Below are 21,052 nucleotides of genomic sequence, written 5' to 3'. Positions count from 1 at the left end.
TTATATAAAGAGATCAAAGTCCATGGACGACAGCGTGAATAGCTCGTCTAGGAATCTAGTTTGATATTGATTAGTGAGATTTTGGAACCTCGCTTGATGAATCAATCAAGCAGCATTGCGATCAATTGGGATGGGGCATCCACGTTGATGACTTTGTGATCCTCGAGCTCTATGTTCAGCGCATATTCCAATTCGTAAATCAGTCCATTAAGGAAGATTTTATCCATTCTAAGATCGAAGATGAAATGGTCGTGCTTTCTGGCTCCTGTCAATACGATTCCGTATTCGCTGAAGACTTGAGTGATTTTTCGGAGTTGGCTATATTTTCCCATGTTGTCATTTTTGCGATGTTATGTTTATGACAGCTGGGGTGGGGATTACCCTTAGTTAGGGATGGGAAAAAACAAAAAATTAAACCGCGGTGTTCGCTGAGTTTTACACCGAGAGCACAGTTTGCTACTACTGAAGTTGTTCTTAGTATAGGGCAATTCCCCCTTTTCAAAGGGGGCTAGCGGGATTTTACTTTCTTAAATCCCCCTGCCCCCCTTACAAGGAGGAGTTGTTCAATTCCAAAATCGACTTTAGGTATTAGAAGAGATAGAAATATTTACAGATAATACCTTGATTACAACCCAGAAGCTATTGATTTTAAGCCTCTTTCGCCAATCAATGTTTCTCTTACTTTAAGTGATCGGAATGCTTTGATTGGATCAATTGCTCCACCGGATCTGCGCATTGCTTCGGCAAGTAATGGACGAAGATCCGTTCTATAAGCGTCCTGTAAAATCTCCTGAGCATCAGCCACATCATGCGTTTCCTGTGCAGCTTCCAAGGATTTGCTATCTACCAATAATGCCTGAGCATAGGCTAGTTTGATTGCTTGCACCGATTGAATCAGATCTTCCATTGGATCTTTTAGATTGTGACTTGCATCGATCATCCATGAAAGTGGGGGATTATTTGTTTCGCTAAATCCTTTCACCAATTCCTGAAAAATTAAGAACAACTGATACGGTTTTACACTGCCCACAGTCAGATCGTCATCTCCGTACTTGGAGTCATTGAAGTGAAATCCACCCAGTTTTCCTTCTGTCATCAGAGTAGCTACTATCTGCTCAATATTTGTGTTTGGAAGGTGGTGACCAAGATCTACGAGCGTATATGCCTTTTTACCCAACTTATTTGCCAACAGAAATGATGTTCCCCAATCCTGAATCACTGTACTGTAGAAGTGCGGTTCGTATGGCTTGTATTCAATCAATAGCTTCCAGTCTTCTGGAACAGCCTTATAGATTTCTTGAAGAGATAAATGCGTGTTTTCAAGCGCTTTTCTCAAACTATGCTGACCTGGGAAACTGCTACCATCTGCCAGCCAAACGGTCAGTGCTTTGGATCCCAATTTCTCTCCAATCTCTATGACCTGCTTGTTATGCTCCACAGCTAAATCACGGACGGCAGCTTCTGAATTCGCCAAAGAACCGAATTTATAACTGTGCGCTTGGTTTGCTTGATCTTGAAAAGTATTGGAATTGACGGCATCGAAGCCGATTCCAACTTCTGAAGCAGAGTCTTTGATGGCTTGGTAATCACTCGGAATATCCCATGGAATATGCAGAGAAACGGCGTTGCTGGATTGATTTAGGGCATGAAGAATTCCTACATCCTGAATTTTCTGGATTAAAGTTGCAGGTTCTCCGCCACCAGAAAATCTACCAAATCGTGTTCCGCCTGTTCCCAGTGCCCAACTTGGAATTGCGATTTGCAAGGCTTGAAGCTTGGAAATCAGTTCTTCTACGTTGTTTCCTTTTTTGTCCAGGCTTTCGGCAAGGAAGTCGAAGCTTCTTGTGTGTTCGGCGCTAAGAGAAGTATTTTGAGCTTGTATTTGATCTAGTGTAAGTTTCATTGTTTTAGATTTTAATCGCAGAGGACACGGAGTTCACGCGGAGTACACTGAGTAATATTGAATATTTTTGTTGTCCTGCTTCTCTAGAAGCTGGACTACTGTATTTTAATAAGTAAATCCCCCTTGCCCCATTTGAAAAGGGGGAGTGGTTCTGCAGGTAAAATCAAGCCTTTATTATATGAAGATTTGATCTTTTAGGTTGTTTTGCTCTCCAGAAGCTGGACTACTATCTATTTTAATAAGTAAATCCCCCTTGCCCCCTTTGAAAAGGGGGAGTGGTTCTGCAGGTAAAATCAAGCCTTTATTATATGAAGATTTGATCTTTTAGGTTGTTTTGCTCTCCAGAAGCTGGACTACTATCTATTTTAATAAGTAAATCCCCCTTGCCCCCTTTGAAAAGGGAGAGTGGTTCTGCTGGAAAAATCAAGCCTTAATTATATAAAGATTTGATCTTTTAAGTTGTCCTGCTTTTCCAGAAGCTGGACTGTAATTTAACTTTCAACTTCTTCCTCTTCTGACTTATTCATCCAAAAGGAAGCTGTGCCAAACCAGACTATTGTGCCAATTAGCATCAAGGTTTTAGATAGTTCAGGAGTAATGCTTCCTTTCAAAACCAGAAAGGAAGGGATAAGTGTCAGTGCTAAAGCAGCAATTGATATTACTTTTAATATACTTTTCATAATCAGTAATTTAAAGGAATAGTAGGAGAGACATTCGTAGTTTTTTTCTGAATAGCTTTTGAAGCAAGCAGGTAAACGATGACTGCTACAAACCAACCCGGAAGTCCAAGAAAGAAGATTTCAATTCCGCCATAAATATTCAAACCCAAACAGAAAACCAGTGAAACTGCCCAAGTGATTCCGACTGCTGGATTGAAATGGGATTTGGTCAACTCAGCATAGTTGCTTGCAAGGCCCATCTTTGGAAGTACAAATACATCCAGGAAAATCACGGCTCCAAGAGGCATTAAAATCAATCCATAAAGCGCAACAAATTCCAATAACTGCATCACCAAAGCAGGGAAGCAGGCAGCGATCGTTGTCACCAAACCTACGAAGAGGGTTACTTTCCAGGTTTTCCATTTTGGATTGATAGATTGGATAGCAAGTCCGGCACGATAAAGCGTAGGATTCGCAGTCGTCCAACCTGCGATCACGACACAAACAGCACCAGCTATTCCTGCAGCTTCATAAGCGATAGGCCCTGGAGCGAATACTAAACTGCCTTTTGACTCCAAAAGGAAAAGAGAATATAAAATCCCAGAAGCCATCCAAGCGATAAAGTGCCCTAAGAATACGCCTGTAGCAGATGAAAATCCATAAGTCCACTTCTTGGCGTAACGAAGGAGTGACATATCTGCCATTCCGATGTGCATACCCATATTACAAAACCACGCAAAGAACATGATGTGCCAGAAAGTGAATTTGCTCTGTCCTTCCAGCGGAACTCCATTCCATATCGTGGTTTCAGCAACTGGCCAAAAATCAGAAAATGAATTGATCCCCAATCTTGGCAAAACTCCCACTGCAGCGGCGATAAAGATCATTATCATCCAGGGTGCTGCGATATTGGCAAATTTTGAAATAACATTAAACCCAAACATCGCGACAAAAGTGGTGACGGTACCAATGCAAAATACGGTAATGATCCAGCCTACACTATTTGGATAGATGTCTGTAAGTGAAGGCATAGGCAAATTAAAAGGAATGCCAACTGCAGTAGCTGAAACGGCGATCATGGAGCCTGCTAAGAAGCAAAATAGTGCTGCGTTTACGACATTATAAAATAAGGTAAAGCGATTACCGGCGATTTTCTCCAACTGATAATAAAGTGTTGTTCTGGTCTTTACGGCTACTTTTCCTGTGAAAAATGCCCAGCTGAGAATTGCCAGAATGTTTCCTACAATCAGTCCACTGACCAGATCACCAGCTGTAGCTCCATGAGCAACGAAAAGTGGCCCAATTACAAATTCAGTTCCTGCGGTATGTTCTCCAGCATAGGTTCCTATAAAGCTTTTCCAGCCTTTTAGTTTGTTTTTGGGAATGGGAGTTCGCTCGTATTCATTGACAGCTTCGAGCCGCTGTTTTAGGTTTTGGCTTGATGACATAGGTTTTCTTTTGGGCTTGAAGTTCAAATTAGGCTAGCAGACAGTCTCATGTATCCTGTGCTATATGGGTGGGGAGTGCATTTAGTGTTTATTTTATAGGATTTTCCGCAATGATGCCAGTCTCCTTAGATCCTTTGCTTATCAGGTTGGAAGACGGGAGACAGAAGACTGAAGCAGCCTGTATGATAGAGTTGAGCAAATTATGTGTTGGTTTATCCTTTTATTACTAAAATTCAGTTTTAATTATATGAGTATCTATAAAGTAATAAGCTTGTTTTTATCATGCTAAAATCCCCCTAACCCCCTTTAGGAAAGGGGGAGTGCCCGAATTTGAACCTCAACCATTGTTCCTTAAAGAGGAAGTGCAACATAGAAAATAGATACAAAATAAAATGATTATCCGTAATGATGCGAGTCACCTTAGATCCTTCGCTAATCTGGTTGGAAGACCGATGACCGAATCGGCCTCAATTCTTAAGTTTAACATATCCTATATTACTTTAGCCTCTTTTCTATGGGTAAGGAAGCATCACTAAAGGAATTGAATAGCTCAAGCATTGAGGCTACTTCGGTCACCCGTCTTCGGTCTTCCAGCCTGCAAACCAAAGAGCATAAGGATAATAGCATCATGAGGGCATTTAGATCTACTCAAACTCTGATATCTGTATTTTCCCATCCAATCCTGAGGGCATAGTTTTCCAGTTAGAAGCATCAAAGGGTTTATAGTCGATATTGACGAAGTTGATCTCATGGTAATTTCTCCACTCAATCTTGTTTCTATCTAGATATCGAATACTATTTGCCATTAGATTGGCCACTTCTATTTTGATCGTGTTCTTGCCATTTTGTAGCTGCTCAGTTACGTCGAGCTGGTAAGGAATGCTCCAACTATTGCCCGCATATTCACCATTAACCCAGATTTTGGCAGATTCATATACTTTATCGATAGTCAATAAGTAATGCTTTCCATCTGATTTGGTGAAATCAAATTCACTGGAATAGCTGGCTTGGCCTGAGAAATCATTGGCTTCTGAATCTCCATTATTAGTCCAAGCTTTGATCGTTTCCATGGTTTGCGGAGCAGGAAGTTTTGGTTGGCCTTGGTTAAAAGTAAGCTTCCAATTTTTGGAAATATCTAGCGTCGAGGTTGATTTGCTGTAATCTGGCCAAGCTGGAATTGCCAATTCTACTTTCTCGTCAAAAGTCTTGAGGAAAATGGATTCTCCTGATTTAAGGTTAATATTTACGCTAGTACCAACAGCTGTACTTTCTGAAGAAATCGTTCCTCTTTTACCGGTTAGGGGATCCATCGCCATCAGGCTTCCTGCTTTTGCGTTTAGAGAAATGTTTTGAGAAATAGCATCTGCGCTGTGGTTTACAAGAAAATAGTAAGTACCATCAGCCACTTTTCTCCGGATAAAATCCAGTCCAGTGTCCACTAGCTTTTCTCTGTAAATTCCTAATTCCTCCAAAGTCTTTCCTAGGTCGTCTGAAAGGAAAAATTGTCCTTTTCCAACGCTAGCTTTTCCATCTTCAAATTCAATTAAAGCCCATAATTGAAGAAATACATTTTCTTTTGACTTCTGGTCAGAATGATATCCTGGAATAGTTTTCGGCTGGGTTTGGAAAATTACATTCGCACCATTTTCTGCCAGTTCCAGAATATCCCTGAAAGTCTCAGTTGGCATAAATTCTGTCTCAGGAATGATTAGAACCTTAGCCGAATTTTTGTCTGAGGTTTGAATTAGACCTTTATTAACCTTGGACTTTGCAATCATATCATCTGAGATAAAATCCAAAGAATAACCTGATTCCATTAATTTCTTAGACTGCTTATAGAACTCAGTTGGGTGTAGCCATTCATCCACGGCATGCACGGTGATCATCTCCATTTTGCCTTTTGGCTCCGCCCAAACGTCATAGACAGGCCAGTAAACAAGCAATTCATTATCTGCTTGGCCTGCTTGCAAAATCGCCTGAGATCTAGCGATGAACTCATTGAAGCCCTTGAAATGTGGCCAAAGACTATTTTGCTGAGTAAGGTTCAATGAAGCGTAAAAAAGCCAGCCGGGATAGGCTACATCTTCGGGACTATAGGTGACCCCATGATAGAAAATGTGATTTACTCCTGCCAAAAATGCCTGTTCTACCTCAGGTTTCATTTGGGAAAATGAGGATTTGAAATGCTCCCCGAGCCAGGTGAATGTCTCAGAGGAAACCAGGTTTTTCCCAGTTAAATGAGCCGCAGAGGAGGCGAACTTCAACATGATAGGGTCGGGATCTACGTTTCTGATATCTGCGCTGTCTCTTCTCAGTCCAGGAATCAGGAAGTAGCTGGAACCGAAGGTTTCACATTCGGGAATATCAACTGCTGCATAAAGATCAAGAAGGTTTCCCGGCGATCCATGTGCTTGATTTTTGGTGAGTTTGGATTGATCATGTGCCCAATCTGTCCAGTTTTTGGTGAAATTATTCAACAGGAGATCATTGATCGTCTCACGATAGTCGGACTTCACTCTACGTACTATCTCCGTTGATTCCTCACTTTCTAAATACGGAAGAAACTCCTTTAATTCATATCCTCTACGTTTTTTGAATTCCTCAAAAAAGTTAGCTGTAAAATCCGCCCCATAAACTTCAAAGCTGTCATTGTAAAAGGAACGAAAGCCGTAATCCTTTCCTGCAAATGCCTTTTCAAAATATGAATTGTAAGAATCAACAGCTGATTCACTAAAGTGATCGAGCGTAAAGCCAACACCTCCAGGAGCTGCACGCTTTACCATCTGGCCAGTTTTGTCTAAAAAAATGGCTTTAATCTGCCAATCTCCCTTTTCGTTCCAATTGAGATTACCATCCTCATCGACATAATTGGTGATTTCTGTGGCATCATTATTCTTATCATAAGCCATTACGGCGATCAATTTTGCCTCAGGCTGTGATTCCTTTTTCTTTTGGAAAAGGATAGTTGTGTCCAGGGCTTTTCCGTCCGCTTTCTCATAATCCTGAATCACCATTCGAGTTGCTGCATTTTCTACGCTTACTTGTGGTCCGCCATAGGGCCAGCCTGTGCCCTGAGTCATATCTACACCCATTCCAAGCGTTTTGGCTTTGCTGACAGTGAAATCCAACATGCTTAACCAGTCGCTGGAAAGGAAATCTATGTATCGATTTTCGTAGCCTTTTGCTCCATAAATGGGCGCAATTTCTACTCCGCCAAGCCCTGCATCGTGATAGGTTTCCAGCAGTTTGGAGAGGTTTTTTTCATCTACTGCATTTCCCATCCACCACCAGCGAGTCCAGGGTTTGGCCGATTGAGTGATCTCGGGCCAATCGCTAGACGCAGGTGCTTTTTTCTCTAGAAGTTGAAATCCAAAGAATAGTAAAATTGGGAAAAGTAAAAGAAGGTATTTAGAGCGCATTGGAAATGGGGTTATTGGAGATCGAAGACGTTTGGAAGTTCGACTGAAATGGGGGACTTGTCTGGGTTTGTTTCCATGATGTCGGCCATATGTTTCCACCAGCGTTGGACGATCTCGGTGCTACCAAGATCCTGAGAATTTGCTTCTCCTGCTATTACCTGAAAGGCAAAAAGATAGGAAGTTTCTCTATCCAAAAATATCTGATAATCAATGATTCCTGTCTCTTTGAGTAAAGTGACCAATTCAGGCCAAATCTCACGATGTCTTCTCTCGTATTCTTCTTCAAAACCAGGAATCAGTTTCATCCGAAAGGCTAATTTTTGAGGCATTTTGGGTAGTTTTTGATACTATTGAGGGTAGAAGTTATTCTTTTTTTAAATATAATTTGATCGAAAGTTGGTCCAAGTTATTAATAGCGTCAATGACAATTTCCGCATTCAACTCAGCACCTTCTGCTATGGTATGCGTGTGATCTGTATCATTGAAGAAATGTGCTTTTACATAAGCTTCCCCTAATTCATTGTACCGATCAGCTACCAATTGATTGAGATCGATGAAGGCAGTTTCGGTGTCTTCAGCAACTTGTTTTGCCCAAAGTCCATAGTCGTTTTCTGCGGTGACAACTTTGCCATCTTTCCAATTATTGCGTGGGATAAGTGAGCTGACGATAGGAGTGACTCCTTTGGCTTTTGCAGCCAAAATCATCTGACGCAAATACTGACCATAGGAATATACTGTTTCCTGACTTTTTGTGATGGGATTGTAAATGTTTTCTGCTTCCAAACCAGCACTTTTGATCGTACCACGGGCTCGAGCTTCATCATCCAGCGGACTTGAATCATTGTGGCCGAATTGCATGATCAAAAAGTCTCCAGGTTCTAATTTATCTAGCACTTTCTGCCACATCCCATAAGTTTGAAAGGTTCGACTACTGGTGCCACCGAGTGCATGATTTTGCACCTTGATCTTTTCTCCATCAAAATATGGAGCGATAAAATCTCCCCATCCCCAAAGTCCTCCAGCACCATCTCCCTGTCCATTTTTTACAGTGGAATCACCTATTAGAAATAGTGTGGGCTTATCCTTTTTTAAATAGTCTTTAAGAACACAGTCCTTCAGATCTCGTAATCCATCTGTAACCGACCAAGCATTGATTCTCGCACCAGCTTCATTGGTGTGGGTGTGATCTCGTTCAAAAAGTCCTTTCACGACCTCTGGGCCCCATTTATCATATTGATCGGCTATTATTGAATTGAGGTCAAGGAATGGTGCGCCATGTCGTCGGGCGGCATCCCTTGCCCATTTCCCAAAGTCCTGATTGGCTCTTTCTACTTCACCGTCTTGGAATTTATTGCGTGGAATCATAGAGGCCACGATAGGAGTGGCACCCTTTGCCTTGGTGTCTGTGATGAATTTTTCGAGATACCAGCCATAAGTATGAACAGTTTCCAGGCTGCCATCCGGCCAGGTGAGTTCCTTGGTTTCGTCACCAATTCCCCGTAACACACCTCTATAACCTGCTTTGGTGGTGTCAGGAACAGCACCTTCATTGTGGCCAAACTGCATAATTACATAATCGCCAGGCTTGATCGTTTCAAGAACTTTATCCCATCTGCCTTCCTTGATAAATGTTCGTGTACTTCTGCCGGCCATGGCTTGGTTGCTAACTTCTAGTCTCGTACTGTCAAAAAACTCCTGAAGGAAATTGCCCCAGCCACGCTGCAAATTTCCATCACCACCATTTCTTACTGTAGAATCCCCTATGAGATAGAGGATTTTCTTCTCGGTAGTTTGTTGCTGAAAAGCAGAGAATAGGAATGCTAAAACAAGAACTAATAAGGGTTTGATGGGTTTGTTGAATTTCATTCTTTACTAGTATTTGCAAAATCACATGCTGTTTTAAACTGACCTAATGTAATGAAGAATAGTTGCCGAACTTGCCTGATCTGACTGTTTAGAACTGTTTTTGACTGAATAAGCTATAAAATTGCCTGTAAACAGGTGAATTTTAAAAAGGAAATATCAGTAGCGCATGCTGCCTTAGGGTATTGAAATCTCGATATTTCTCATGGTAGTGCAACTGAATTAAGTCTCGCCCTTTCAGGGCTTCAGAAAAATTTAAGACATTCCCTATACCCTGCACTTCGTACAGGGTTATGAATGGTTAGGCTCCTTCAGAGCCCGTGTTTTTCTGTTCTGTTCTATTCGGCTCAGTCCGTCTTGCCAGAAAAATATTAAGTATCAAATCAACAAATAGTCACACTTAGTAGGTCTAAAAAGGAAATATCAGTTAGGGCATGCTGAGCTACAATTATGAAATCTCGCTATATCCGATTGCTAGATATTAGATAAGAAAATATTGCACGCTAGACAAAATCCGCGACTATCTGCGCAAGTTTCTGCGTTAATCTGCGGGAAAGTTTTATTGAAACTTGACGATTACTAATTCTAAAAAGGAAATATCAGTTAGGGCATGCTGAGCTACAATTATGAAATCTCGCTATATCCGATTGCTAGATATTAGATAGAAAATATTGCCCGCAGTTATACACAGATCAATTTCGCAGAATCGAGCAAATTTCAATAGTGAGAGACCAGCACCTAGACAAAATCTGTGACTATCTGCGCAACTTTTCAGCGTCAATCTGCGGGAAAGTATTGGTAGAACTTGGCGATTCTAAAAAGGAAATATCAGCAATGCATGTTGCCCGACTGTATTGAAATCACGCCAAACCCGATTGAGTTCAGTATGAGTTTTCGCAGCTTCAAGGCCTGAGAATGGATACAGCTTCCCATTTATGGTTCGACACTTTTGGGTAAGCTTTCTACTGACTTTAGAGATTTTCTTCAATCGAGAATCTGAGATTACAGCATTTTTTTCTAGCTCTTCCCAAGAGGCATTGATTTGACGATAGAAATTACCCTCAAGCTTCTGGAGCTTTTTATTCTGCTTGTTTAGCAACTCGGTGAAGTACTTGAGATGCTTTTCATCGTATTTTCTGTACTCATTTCTTTTCCAAAATGACTGCTCAATCAAGTCCTTCAAATGTTTTGTAATACCTAGAATATTCGCTGCGAGCGTTGCTTCAGCAAATTGATGAAAGGGATATTGGAATACAGGAGCTTTGAGCTGAGCTTTCTCGGGAAGGATTTCGAAACAACGATTGAGAGGAACGGATAGGTTATCGCAGCGAAAAGCATGGCTTCCCGTAGCTATCATTCCCATGTAATTCCAGCCATCGAGGATCTCTACGTCCTTTCTATCCAGCACAAATGCCTTGATTACAGGCTTTCCCTTGTCATCTAAAAGTGCCTTACCATTTTCCAAAATCTCACAATTCGCTGTAAGATGTGTGGCATGTAGAGCTCCAGAAGCATAAGTCCAAGATCCAGAAATCAGGTAGTTTTCTCCGATTTTATCAGCTTTACCTCCTACGAATCCACTTCCAGCAAGACAGAGTTTTTCATCAGGAAAAATATCGTTTCGCAGTGACTCATCCATGTAGCCAACAAACCAAGCTGCACCTGCACAAAGCGTTACAGTCCATCCCAAACTCCCGTCTAGTTTGGCTAAATTCTCCTCGACCTTAAGCGCTTCAGGTAAGGTGCATCCCAATCCACCCAGATCTTTTGGTACGAAAAGCTTGAACCACTTCTCTGCGTAAATCTCAGTTAGCCATTCTTCTGGTAGGAATCCAAGTTTCTCTGCCTTAGTGGCAAGCTCGTGATTAAACAGTTTTGAGTTTTGCATTGGGTTGGTCCAGTTCTTTCTTCCAGTCGAAATAGCCGAAAATTGCTACGATGAAAAGGAAAATGGTGAGAAATGAGATAAGAATCAGCTCTTTGTGAAAGAGCAAAGGGATTGCGATGAGATTCGAAACATTCAGCCAAATCCAGTTTTCTAGCTTTCTTTTGGCCAAAAGCCACATACCAGCCCAGGCTGTGGACGACACAAAAGCATCTACGATCGGGACATCGGAATCAGTGAATGTGGTGAGCATAAAATAGAGAAATCCCCAGCCGAGGATCGCTATTGCCCAGGTGATTTTCTGCTCCTTTGCTGAACTTCTAGAAATTTTTGAAGCCCCACTAGTAGACTGATTATTCCAGATCGCCCACCCATAGATGCTCATGACCAGATAGTAGGCACTCAGTAAAGTTTCTGCATAGAGCTTGGCGTCTATAAGTAAAAAACCGGAGGTGAGAATACCAATTATGCCTGTTGGATAGAGCAGCACATTGTTTTTGCGAGCGAATAGGACAGATGCTACTCCAAAACTCACGGAGATCCATTCCAGTAAACTGGTGGCTTTGATCTGCTCAGCGAGCAGCTTCAGGTCGATAAATAATAACATTTGAATAACGTTTTATGATTATTCAAAAAAGGGAGAACAGTAATCTAGTCCCTACGCCGGCATTACCCGGATCAGGTGCTCAGTGATCGCTCACCGATGGGTATGATCTCAGCCCGTAACTTTTAGGGCACCCCTCATTTGATGGCGCTAATATAGAGATTAATATTTCTTTGAAGGAAAGTTGAGATAGGAATTATTAGTTCTTAAAGTTTGAGCTATACCAACATATTATTTCAAGAGTAATCTTACTTGAAACAGTTGTTTAGAAAGTCCTGACAAGCTTGTACATATAGCGAAATTATGATTAAAAATTCAAGAAAATAGAATGTGCTATCGGTTGCGCTTTAAACTGTTATTTTCTCCTTAATTTTTGAAATCTATGTCGGATATTACTTTTCTATTCCCTATATGGGACATGTTGTATGATTTCTTGTGTAATCAGATTCCTTGGATGAATCCTTGATTCTTAGTGTTTTGAAAAATAGTAGGAGGCTAGGTTTGTAAGCTAAAATCCAATTTTGATCCAATTTTGATACTTGCTATAATCCCTTTAATACTGTTTCTAATACTTTGATTGCGATTATTTGAAGAGGGAAATGTCAGTAAGTCCCCCAGCTCATGCCTGCTTGATTATCCCTCTATAGGATTAATTCTAGAACTGCTCTAGGGGGAAATTAATATTTTTAAGAATTGATAGCCTGATTGATTTTTTGCCAAATATATCAGCTGTTTGAGCCTGAAGAGGGCTGATTTCAGCAATTTTTATCAAATAATTAGATTTTTTTTTGGATAGAAAACATATACCTACTATAATGCAATCGATTGCGCACGGAATCGATTGCGACCTATCAATTTTCAACAAACCTAAACAACATTATGAAACAAAATTTACCCAAAATTCCGCCCCCTAAGGAATCTTCTAAATGGAGATTTATTTTGAAAGGATGGAGTCTAACTATGCTGCTTGGACTCTGCTTTTCTATATCAAGTTTCGCGCAGCAAACTGTCACGGGAACAGTTGTGTCATCAGATGATGGCCTTTCCTTACCGGGAGTTTCTATCATCTTGAAAGGTACTACTACAGGGACCACTTCTGATGTAGATGGGAAGTTCAGTCTGGCAGTACCAAATGAGGATGCTGTCCTTGTCTTTTCCTTTATAGGTTATAATTCACAAGAAGAAGTGGTCGGCTCAAGGTCGATTATAAATGTGGAGTTGGGAGTGAATATTACAGAATTGGAATCTGTGGTAGTAGTGGGCTATGGTACTCAAAAGAGAGCTGATGTCACTGGAGCAATTGCTGGCATTGATAGTGAAATCATTACTGAAAGAGGGACCACTAGTGCAATTCAGTCCCTCCAAGGAACTGTGGCTGGAGTGCAGGTGAGTAATAGCACTGGACGATTAGGTGATGGATTCAACATGACCATTCGAGGTAATAACTCATTGGCTGGATCTTCTCCGCTTTTTGTAGTGGATGGGGTAATTACCAGTGGGATTGACTTTTTGAATCCAAATGACATCGAAAAAATCGAAGTCTTAAAGGATGCATCCTCTGCTGCGATCTACGGATCAAGAGCCGCTGGTGGTGTAGTCATAGTACAAACAAAGACTGGAACGGGACTTCAGAACAAGACCAATGTTTCTTTTGAGACTTATTATGGGGTGAAAACCGCAGCAAGATTGCCTGAGATGATGAGCCTGGAGCAATGGAGAGATTACCATTATGCTGCCTATTTGGGAACCACCAAAAATGGAGAAGGAATGAGTCCTGCAGATTACGAAAATGTGGTTATCGGAAATTCAAATCAGGTATTGAAGAAGAGATTTGATCAGCTTGAAGGTTTCGATTGGTATGACGGAGTTTTGCAGAATGGTATGCAGACTAATAGTCACCTATCTGTATCGCATAGAAATGGTGCTTCTTCTTACAATTTGGGCATTGGTTACCAGAATGAAACAGGAAACTTGAAGAATGAGTCTTTGGATAAGTACACATTCAACATGAATATCAACCAGAGCATTAATGACAAACTTACTGCAGGTGCGAATATGGCTTTTTCCTTTGGGACAAATCAAAGAGGTAGTAGCATTGCGATGCAGGAAGCTTTTCGCTTAAACCCATTTTTGACTCCATATGCAGTGGATGAAAATGGAAATGAGATTCTCGATGAGCTTTTTCCTCAGCCAGGAAAATTGACTTACCCAGATGGTTCTTATGCCGTGAATAAGACTAGTACTTACAATCCGCTATTGGAAATAGCTAATACCAGCGATGAAACACGTACTGTTCGTGGTGTTGGAAATGCCTTTTTGCAATACGATGCTTTGGACTGGTTGAGTTTGAAGTCAACCTTCTCTGTGGGTCTTAATAACAACAGAAGAGGTCAGTATTGGGGAGCAATGACTAATACTGGTATTAGCAATGGTAATTTGCCTTCTTCTGAAGTTGGATTTGAGGACAAGCTTAATTACACCTGGGATAATCAGATCAATATCAACCAAACCTATGGTGCTCATACCTTCAATTTTCTTGCCTTACAAAGTATATTCGTAGATCGTACGGAGACTGCTTATATGGGTTCTACTCAGCAACCTTTTGAGACAGAATTTTACAATGTGGGTTCTGGTCTTCAATCGACTTATTCTTTGGGTAATTCTTTCCGAAAAAATCAACTTGCATCTTTTGCCTTGAGATTAAATTATGCTTTCAAGGAAAAGTACCTACTTACCGTATCTAATAGATGGGATGGATCATCTCTTTTGTCGGAAGGAAACAAGTGGCAATCATTTCCATCTGTAGCTGTAGGTTGGAGATTGAGTGAGGAAGAATTTTTGGCTAATTCCAGTGGAGTTTCAAACCTGAAGTTGAGAGCTGGATACGGTACAGTGGGTAATAATAATGTGTCACCATATACTACGGTGAATACCTTGACCAATCAGACTTATTACGATTTCAATGGTACAACTGCTAATGGTTGGGTACAAAATTCCCTTGCTAACAAAGCGCTTACTTGGGAGAAAACTACTGAACTAAACTTGGGTGTTGATTTTGGTTTTGCTAATGATAGAATTTCTGGTAGCATAGACTGGTATGATCGTTTGTCTGATCAATTACTTGTAAATCAGAAGCTTCCACTTGAAATTGGTTTTAGTAATATTAGATCAAATGCAGCTTCTGTGAAAAATACCGGAGTAGAGCTTATGTTGAACACTATCAATGTTCAAAGCAATCTAGTGACCTGGTCTACCATGTTCACTTTCACTAAAAACACCAACACAATTGAATCTATCTACGGACAATCTGAGACAAATGATGTAGGAAATGGATGGTTTATAGGTGAGTCTATCGATTCTCATTACAATTATGTTTTTGATGGAGTTTGGCAAAAAAATGAGGATGCTGCTGCATACAATCAAAAAGAAGGTGAGGCCAAAGTGGTCGATGTAAATAATGACGGTAAAATCAGCCCGAATGATGATCGAGTTATTCTAGGTTCTTCCAATCCTTCTTGGACTGGTGGTTTGATTTCTCGACTACAAGTTGGTGCCTTTGACATGAATATTGCGCTGGCTACTCAGCAAGGAGTATTGGCATACAGTGATTTCCACGTAAACTTCACGGATGTAAAAGATAGAGGAAGGCAAAAGTCCAATATCGGTGAGTACTATGTACCAGAAAATACTGTTGGTGTTCCTGCTCAGTACAGCAACAAATATCCTCAGCCTAGAGCAGAAGGTTCTTTTTGGGGAAATGGGGTAGGATATTACAAAGACGCTTCTTTTGTGAAAATCAACAATATATCTCTTGGGTATACCATTCCACAAAGCCTGCTAAGCAAAATCAATGTGCAGAGCTTGAGACTTTATGTAAACGTGCTTAATCCCTTCACATTCACTGATTACGATGGATGGGATCCTGAGTGGGCAGAGGCATCATTGGGCATTGGCCGGGTGAGTAGCATCACTACGCAGTTTGGTTTAAGCTTAAAGTTTTAAATAATTAGATATGAAAAAGATACTTTCAATATTCGCAATAGGGCTAATTCTAGTCAACACAGGTTGTGCTGATTTCCTAGAAGAAGACAACAGATCAAATGTAACCGCTGAGGAATTTTATGCAACTGAAGAGGGCTATGCTGCTCTCATCAATTCAAACTATTCAGCTTTGAGAAATATTTATGGAAAGGCTCCATGGATGTTTATGAGTGGAACAGACCTGTATGAGGAAGGTAGATCTCCAGAGCCTCAGGGATTAAGTAAATACACGCAGTTAACTTCTTCTTCGGATGGAGTAGATTTCTTGTATACCAATAGCTACAAAGCCATTCAGTTGGCAAATACTGCGATCTACTATGCAGATCAAACGGTACAGACTCCTAATATTTCTCAATATGTAGGAGAGGTGAGATTCCTAAGAGCAAATGCTTATTTCTTGCTTGTTCAATCTTACGGAGGAGTAGGAATTATTACAGATTTCATAGCAGAGCCTATTCTGTCTTTCGATAGATCTTCCGCAGAAGAAGTATATTCTTTGATCGTGTCGGAACTGGAATTGGCACTGAATGAAGTTTCTGCAGGCGATTACACAGGAAGAGTTAATAAAAGAGCTGTAGAAAATCTTTTAGCCAAAGTTCATCTGACTCGCGCCTATGAAGATTTTGCTGCTAGTGATGATTTTGCGAAAGCAGCTAGCTATGCTGAAAAGGCGATCGCTGGTCAGGGATTGAATCTGACATCTGAGGAAATCTGGACGCCAGGTAATGATATGAATGAAGAAGTGATTTTCTCTGTGCAATTCAGTGCTGGTTCTATTAGCGCTAATCCTTCTGAGATTGGTAACCAGCAGCAGAATTACAATGGTCCTTATTTGGGAGGTTCTGAGGTAGCGGGAAATGCACCTTATAAAACATACAATTTATTACCTACACGTTTCGCTTTGGATTTATTTGAGGAAACTGACGAGCGTTGGTATTCCACTTTCATGACCGAGATGTATGTTCGCTATTATGATTACTATGATGTGGAAGATCACAGTAGCTTGACGGTTAGGGATTTCTATGAGCCACGTTGGTTTACGGCACAGGATAGCATAGCCTATGTGGCTGCTAATCCTACGACTATCTATCATCCATATGGCACAACAGATCCAGTAGGAGGTATTATCTCAGGGGATAGAGCTACTATGATTGTGAAGAAATTCGATGATCCAAAGTCACTTTTCGCAAGCTCTGGCGATGGATCTAGCACGCGTGATTTCATTATATCCAGATTGGCAGAAACCTATCTGGTAGCAGCAGAAGCTTATTTGGGGCTGGGTGAAGTTGCAAAAGGACTAGAAAAATTGAATGTGGTAAGACAAAGAGCTGGTGTAGCAGACGCTACTACTGCAGATTTTGACCTTGATTATATACTTGACGAAAGAGCCAGAGAATTGATCGGTGAGAATCACCGTTGGTTTGATCTGAAAAGAACTGGCAAATTGGTTGAGCGTGCATCAGCATACAATAGCTGGATCACACCTGCAAATTTCCAAGGAGCAGGAGGGAACTTGAAAATTCTTAGACCAATTCCTCAGGCAGCTTTGGATTTGAACCAGAACAAGGATTTCCCACAAAATCCAGCATACGATTAACATAGATTGCAAGAGGTTTATTTAATAGTGAAAATCCGCATCCAGTTTGGGTGCGGATTTTTTGCTCTTTAGCTAGTATCTCAAATTTAGACCTGAGTTACTGTGAATACCAAGCTGCAAGCTTTTTACGCTTGCAGTTTGGTAATAGGGAGTTATTAGCTTTATTTTTTACCGATCTATACACCTTCAATGACCACCTCTGCAGTTTGGAGACCTGCAGTGAGTAAGTTGGCAATAGTCATAACTCCGATAAAGATATTTCTTGACTCTTCGTCGTTATCATTAACTGCAAGTGCATAGGAGATTCTACTCAAGTATCCCGTTACATTACTGATTTCATCGACAACAGCATCAGCTAGATCAGTATTTTTCTCTTCATTGATAAATTCAACAAGGTGCCAAATCGTACAAATAATCCCGGGGAAGACTAGTAACGCATCAATGCAGGCTCCTGTGGCTCTACCATCACCAGCCGCCAAAAAACTCAATTTTGTATTGGCCGCAAAACGTTTTTGAAGCACTCCTGAAAACATGATCTTGGAAATGATTCTAACACCAGTGGTGCCTGTAGCTAGATAGCTGAAAATGGTGTTTTGAATAGGATCTCGAGGTATTAGGAAATTAGCAACTCCCACAGAACCCCCAGCTACTACGCCTAAAACTGCAGATGGTATGGCATATGTATTATCCCCAAGCAACTCTTCTGCTTCCAGAGCATTGACGAATGCAGAGATAAAAGTAGCTATTGCACCGATAGAGTGGCCAAGCTCGAATACCACTTCCTGTGCTGCTTTTGGCATAGAAATCGGACCTTCAGTATTTACTGCCGTTAGTATCATTGTTTGTTTCGGTGCCACCTGTATAGACGCTTGGAAGGCTTTTTTGATGAGTTGAAGATCCTTAGTAGTAGCTAGGAACTTTGAAGTATCGTCATCTGGGAAAGGTGCTTTTTGCTTGATTATTTTATAGACAACTGTAAAAGAAAGTCCTGAAATCCAACAGAAAAGATCTAAAAAGGAAATGTCTGGAATTCCTATTGCATTAAGAATATCGGAGATCACAGGGATATGGATTTTAGTGTCCAAAATAGCGATTATAGCATTGCCTATATCAGTCAGGATATTTAGCAAAGCATCGACTACTACTTGCACGCTGCTTAAGATACCATCGAGGAATAAACCAATTAATCTCTTAATAATCTCCGCTGTGGTGAGGCTCGAAAATTCTTTTGCAAGTGTTTTTAATTGCTCGAAAATGGCTTCGAAGACTTCACCTTCCTGTTCTATTGCATCAATCAAATCATTGATCAGATTTTCCAACAAATCAAGCGCTGGAGCTGACTCTTTCAGGATAATGCCCGAGGCATTGTTTTGGAAATGATGGTTGAGGTGCTGAGAACCAGAAGTTTGATTTTTTGTGGGGTTCGATGTGGCGGAGGCAGGCGGTTTGCTCATATGATCACCTAGGGGCGACCAATCTTTGATTCCTGCCATCTCATTGATTTTGGTTTCTGCTTCTTTGATAAAGCCGTCAAATTTACCTTTTACAACCTGTAATCCATCTACTTCATTGTTGAGCCATGCTTTGATTAGATTGTGTAAGATTTCCTTAGTTCTTTTGATATCATCCCATTCAAAGAGCATTTCAAGGAACTTGATTAAATCATTGATGGCTGTTTTGATTGCCTTAAAGACCCATATAGCAGCATCGACTATTGCATCTACGGCGTTTAGGACTGCTCGATATATTTTTCCGCCGATTTCCGCAATAAAATGCCATACCTCTGAGGCTGCATCTTTAATAATAGAAATCACGGCATCTACTCCTGATTCCAGCCATTTGAAAAGATCTCCTGCTGCTACCATTATATCTTCTCCAAAGCTGTGAGCCTGGTAAGATACAGGTAAAACCATCATCATGGATTGAGCTGAGCTAGGAGTACCTATTGATTGATAACTCTGTCCCAAATTGGCAAGTCCTTGAGATACAGTCTGTAGGTCTTTTGTAGAAGGATTTCCGCTAATGAGTTTTTGTGTTTTCCCATTACCTAAGTTGATTTGCGCATTGGTTAATTTATCGGTACTACCATCAGATGAGCCCAAAAGGGACAACTTTTTGAATGGTCCGTCCATTGGATTGATTTTGACTTTTCCTTCGGCGGTTACTACTTCATATGTACTTCCAGAAATTGTTCCCGTGGCTTCCATGATCGTAATCATTCCAAGTGAATTGGATTTTATATTCACTGGATTATTTGTCAAAATGTAATAGAGTCCATTTATATAGGCAGTTGTTCTCTTACTTGATGTTAGGCTAACTTCTTTATTTCCTAAAGGCAGATCGTTTTCATCGTTAATCTGAATTGTGGTGGTGTAGGAATTGAAAGACATAGGCGGGGATGTAGGAGCCGTAGGAAGGCTGATTTGAGTGCTACTCCATAGTTTGCCTCCGGAATTTGTGCTTTGGCTAATCTTTTCTAAAACCCCATCTCCTGATGCAAAAAGTGTATTTACACCGTCTTCTAGATTTAAATATGGAGAGATCTCCTCCATACCCTCCAAAATTGGAAGTGGAAAACTCCAATGTGCACCGACTGCTTTTTGGTCTGAAGTACAGCTTAGATAGTATACCTGATCATTTCCATTTTTACCCCAAAGGGTAACCACTCCTTGATGGTACATTCCAACAAGCTTGTTTGTCCCAGAAAAAATGGAGTTACTAAGAAGGGTAATTGGACTAGCTTTTGAAGATTGATTGTTACTTGCAAAATAATACAGGTTTTCACCGCTAATGACATAAAGATCCGTGGTCTGATCCTCATTTCTAGGTGCAGCAATAGCCTCAGGAATAGCCTGATTTGGAAGATCTAGGATTATTGGCTCAGGTGCACTGGATCCGTATATATTGATCACTGGAAGGTAGGCTAACTGACCCGAATTGCCTGCTTTGCCTGCTGTATAGACTCCATCTACTTTGCCTTTAGCTGAGCGGCCTACAATACTCTGGTAATTGCCCTGCTCTACATCGATAGGGATATCGTGAGAGACCCAATAGCTTCCGGAGCTTTTAGATGGATCAATGTAGAAACGAGAAATGTCTTTGACGGAACTTGCAGGATCTCTTAAAATATCTACTATAATGTATTGGCTATTTTCAAAAGTCTCACAAAACAATACGTTAACGATTTGAACTGAAGACGGTTTATTCTCAACCGCATCAAAAGGAATGGACTTCCAAGGCATAGATTGTGTCCAGCTAAGGTCAGAGTTAGAGTTTCCAAGGCTTAGGTAAAGGTGATCCTGCGAAGCTGCTTTGATTGTCATGGCTAAGTTTAAGGAGCCGTCCATGGCACTTTGGCCTGCATCAAAAGTCCTACATGCGGCACTGGGGTCAGCGGAGAACTCTTCCTTAATTTGTGATGAACTTAAATCCGTTTTTGTCCATCCTGCAGTGCTTTCACCTGAAGATTCCTTGGTGAGGTATAAAACATTATTTGTCCCCATTGAAAAAAGCATGGATAACCCATTGTCTGTTTGAAGAGCTTCAAATTTTGCCTGAGGAGAAATGATTTCTGCCTGCAAGTAGTTTTTCATCATATCGGATGACGTTGTTATTTTCAAAGTACTCATGAGT

The 21,052-nt window shown here is 40.8% G+C and carries 12 protein-coding genes; 2 read left to right on the top strand and 10 right to left on the bottom strand.

Annotated features, from left to right (window positions below; translation table 11 throughout):
• Nucleotides 1-101: 101 nt before the first annotated feature.
• The 9 genes from LV85_RS06710 to pnuC form a co-directional block, all read right to left on the bottom strand.
• The gene (locus LV85_RS06710) at nt 102-332 is read right to left on the bottom strand and encodes an acyl carrier protein (protein WP_111317435.1); all 231 of its coding nucleotides are present in this window, start codon (nt 330-332) and stop codon (nt 102-104) included.
• Between the two features lie 293 nt (nt 333-625).
• Nucleotides 626-1,903 carry a sugar isomerase gene (locus tag LV85_RS06705; RefSeq protein WP_111317434.1) on the bottom strand — a complete coding sequence of 426 codons (1,278 nt, stop codon included), beginning with the start codon at nt 1,901-1,903 and terminating at the stop codon, nt 626-628.
• 491 nt (nt 1,904-2,394) lie between these two features.
• Complete coding sequence (locus LV85_RS06700; protein WP_111317433.1) at nt 2,395-2,583, bottom strand: hypothetical protein; 189 nt, start codon at nt 2,581-2,583, stop codon at nt 2,395-2,397.
• A 2-nt stretch (nt 2,584-2,585) separates the two neighbouring features.
• Nucleotides 2,586-4,010: a purine-cytosine permease family protein gene (locus LV85_RS06695; protein WP_111317432.1), complete on the bottom strand. Its 1,425-nt coding sequence runs from the start codon at nt 4,008-4,010 to the stop codon at nt 2,586-2,588.
• Nucleotides 4,011-4,654: 644 nt separating this feature from the next.
• Complete coding sequence (locus LV85_RS06690) at nt 4,655-7,429, bottom strand: glycosyl hydrolase (protein ID WP_111317431.1); 2,775 nt, start codon at nt 7,427-7,429, stop codon at nt 4,655-4,657.
• An 11-nt stretch (nt 7,430-7,440) separates the two neighbouring features.
• A complete protein-coding gene (gene rhaM / locus LV85_RS06685) occupies nt 7,441-7,758 on the bottom strand; it encodes an L-rhamnose mutarotase (RefSeq protein ID WP_111317430.1) in 318 nt (105 codons plus the stop codon).
• Between the two features lie 34 nt (nt 7,759-7,792).
• Nucleotides 7,793-9,295, bottom strand: coding sequence for a rhamnogalacturonan acetylesterase (locus LV85_RS06680; RefSeq protein ID WP_111317429.1), 1,503 nt, complete (start codon nt 9,293-9,295; stop codon nt 7,793-7,795).
• An 811-nt stretch (nt 9,296-10,106) separates the two neighbouring features.
• Nucleotides 10,107-11,180, bottom strand: coding sequence for an acyl-CoA dehydrogenase family protein (locus tag LV85_RS06675; RefSeq protein WP_111317428.1), 1,074 nt, complete (start codon nt 11,178-11,180; stop codon nt 10,107-10,109).
• Nucleotides 11,158-11,784 carry a nicotinamide riboside transporter PnuC gene (gene pnuC / locus LV85_RS06670; RefSeq protein WP_111317427.1) on the bottom strand — a complete coding sequence of 209 codons (627 nt, stop codon included), beginning with the start codon at nt 11,782-11,784 and terminating at the stop codon, nt 11,158-11,160. The genes LV85_RS06675 and pnuC overlap by 23 nt, the downstream gene beginning before the upstream one ends.
• A gap of 876 nt (nt 11,785-12,660) precedes the next feature.
• Between pnuC and LV85_RS06665 the strand changes: the two genes are divergently transcribed.
• Together LV85_RS06665 and LV85_RS06660 are read left to right on the top strand one after the other, a co-directional pair.
• Complete coding sequence (locus LV85_RS06665) at nt 12,661-15,783, top strand: SusC/RagA family TonB-linked outer membrane protein (RefSeq protein WP_111317426.1); 3,123 nt, start codon at nt 12,661-12,663, stop codon at nt 15,781-15,783.
• 10 nt (nt 15,784-15,793) lie between these two features.
• A complete protein-coding gene (locus LV85_RS06660) occupies nt 15,794-17,419 on the top strand; it encodes a RagB/SusD family nutrient uptake outer membrane protein (protein ID WP_111317425.1) in 1,626 nt (541 codons plus the stop codon).
• A gap of 176 nt (nt 17,420-17,595) precedes the next feature.
• On the opposite strand, the gene LV85_RS06655 is transcribed toward LV85_RS06660, so the two are convergent.
• Nucleotides 17,596-21,048, bottom strand: coding sequence for a hypothetical protein (locus tag LV85_RS06655; protein ID WP_146260438.1), 3,453 nt, complete (start codon nt 21,046-21,048; stop codon nt 17,596-17,598).
• Between the last annotated feature and the right edge of the window lie 4 nt (nt 21,049-21,052).

The sequence above is a fragment of the Algoriphagus chordae genome, assembly GCF_003254055.1.
GTDB lineage: Bacteria > Bacteroidota > Bacteroidia > Cytophagales > Cyclobacteriaceae > Algoriphagus > Algoriphagus chordae.
Note: the sequence above shows the minus strand (reverse complement) of the source record. Positions and strands in the feature narration are given on the sequence as shown.

Excerpts from the sequence above, each read along its gene's own strand:
- LV85_RS06710 (WP_111317435.1), bottom strand. The coding sequence starts at position 332 with ATGGGAAAATATAGCCAACTCCGAAAAATCACTCAAGTCTTCAGCGAA.
- LV85_RS06705 (WP_111317434.1), bottom strand. The coding sequence starts at position 1,903 with ATGAAACTTACACTAGATCAAATACAAGCTCAAAATACTTCTCTTAGC.
- LV85_RS06700 (WP_111317433.1), bottom strand. The coding sequence starts at position 2,583 with ATGAAAAGTATATTAAAAGTAATATCAATTGCTGCTTTAGCACTGACA.
- LV85_RS06695 (WP_111317432.1), bottom strand. The coding sequence starts at position 4,010 with ATGTCATCAAGCCAAAACCTAAAACAGCGGCTCGAAGCTGTCAATGAA.
- LV85_RS06690 (WP_111317431.1), bottom strand. The coding sequence starts at position 7,429 with ATGCGCTCTAAATACCTTCTTTTACTTTTCCCAATTTTACTATTCTTT.
- rhaM (WP_111317430.1), bottom strand. The coding sequence starts at position 7,758 with ATGCCTCAAAAATTAGCCTTTCGGATGAAACTGATTCCTGGTTTTGAA.
- LV85_RS06680 (WP_111317429.1), bottom strand. The coding sequence starts at position 9,295 with ATGAAATTCAACAAACCCATCAAACCCTTATTAGTTCTTGTTTTAGCA.
- LV85_RS06675 (WP_111317428.1), bottom strand. The coding sequence starts at position 11,180 with ATGCAAAACTCAAAACTGTTTAATCACGAGCTTGCCACTAAGGCAGAG.
- pnuC (WP_111317427.1), bottom strand. The coding sequence starts at position 11,784 with ATGTTATTATTTATCGACCTGAAGCTGCTCGCTGAGCAGATCAAAGCC.
- LV85_RS06665 (WP_111317426.1), top strand. The coding sequence starts at position 12,661 with ATGAAACAAAATTTACCCAAAATTCCGCCCCCTAAGGAATCTTCTAAA.
- LV85_RS06660 (WP_111317425.1), top strand. The coding sequence starts at position 15,794 with ATGAAAAAGATACTTTCAATATTCGCAATAGGGCTAATTCTAGTCAAC.
- LV85_RS06655 (WP_146260438.1), bottom strand. The coding sequence starts at position 21,048 with ATGAGTACTTTGAAAATAACAACGTCATCCGATATGATGAAAAACTAC.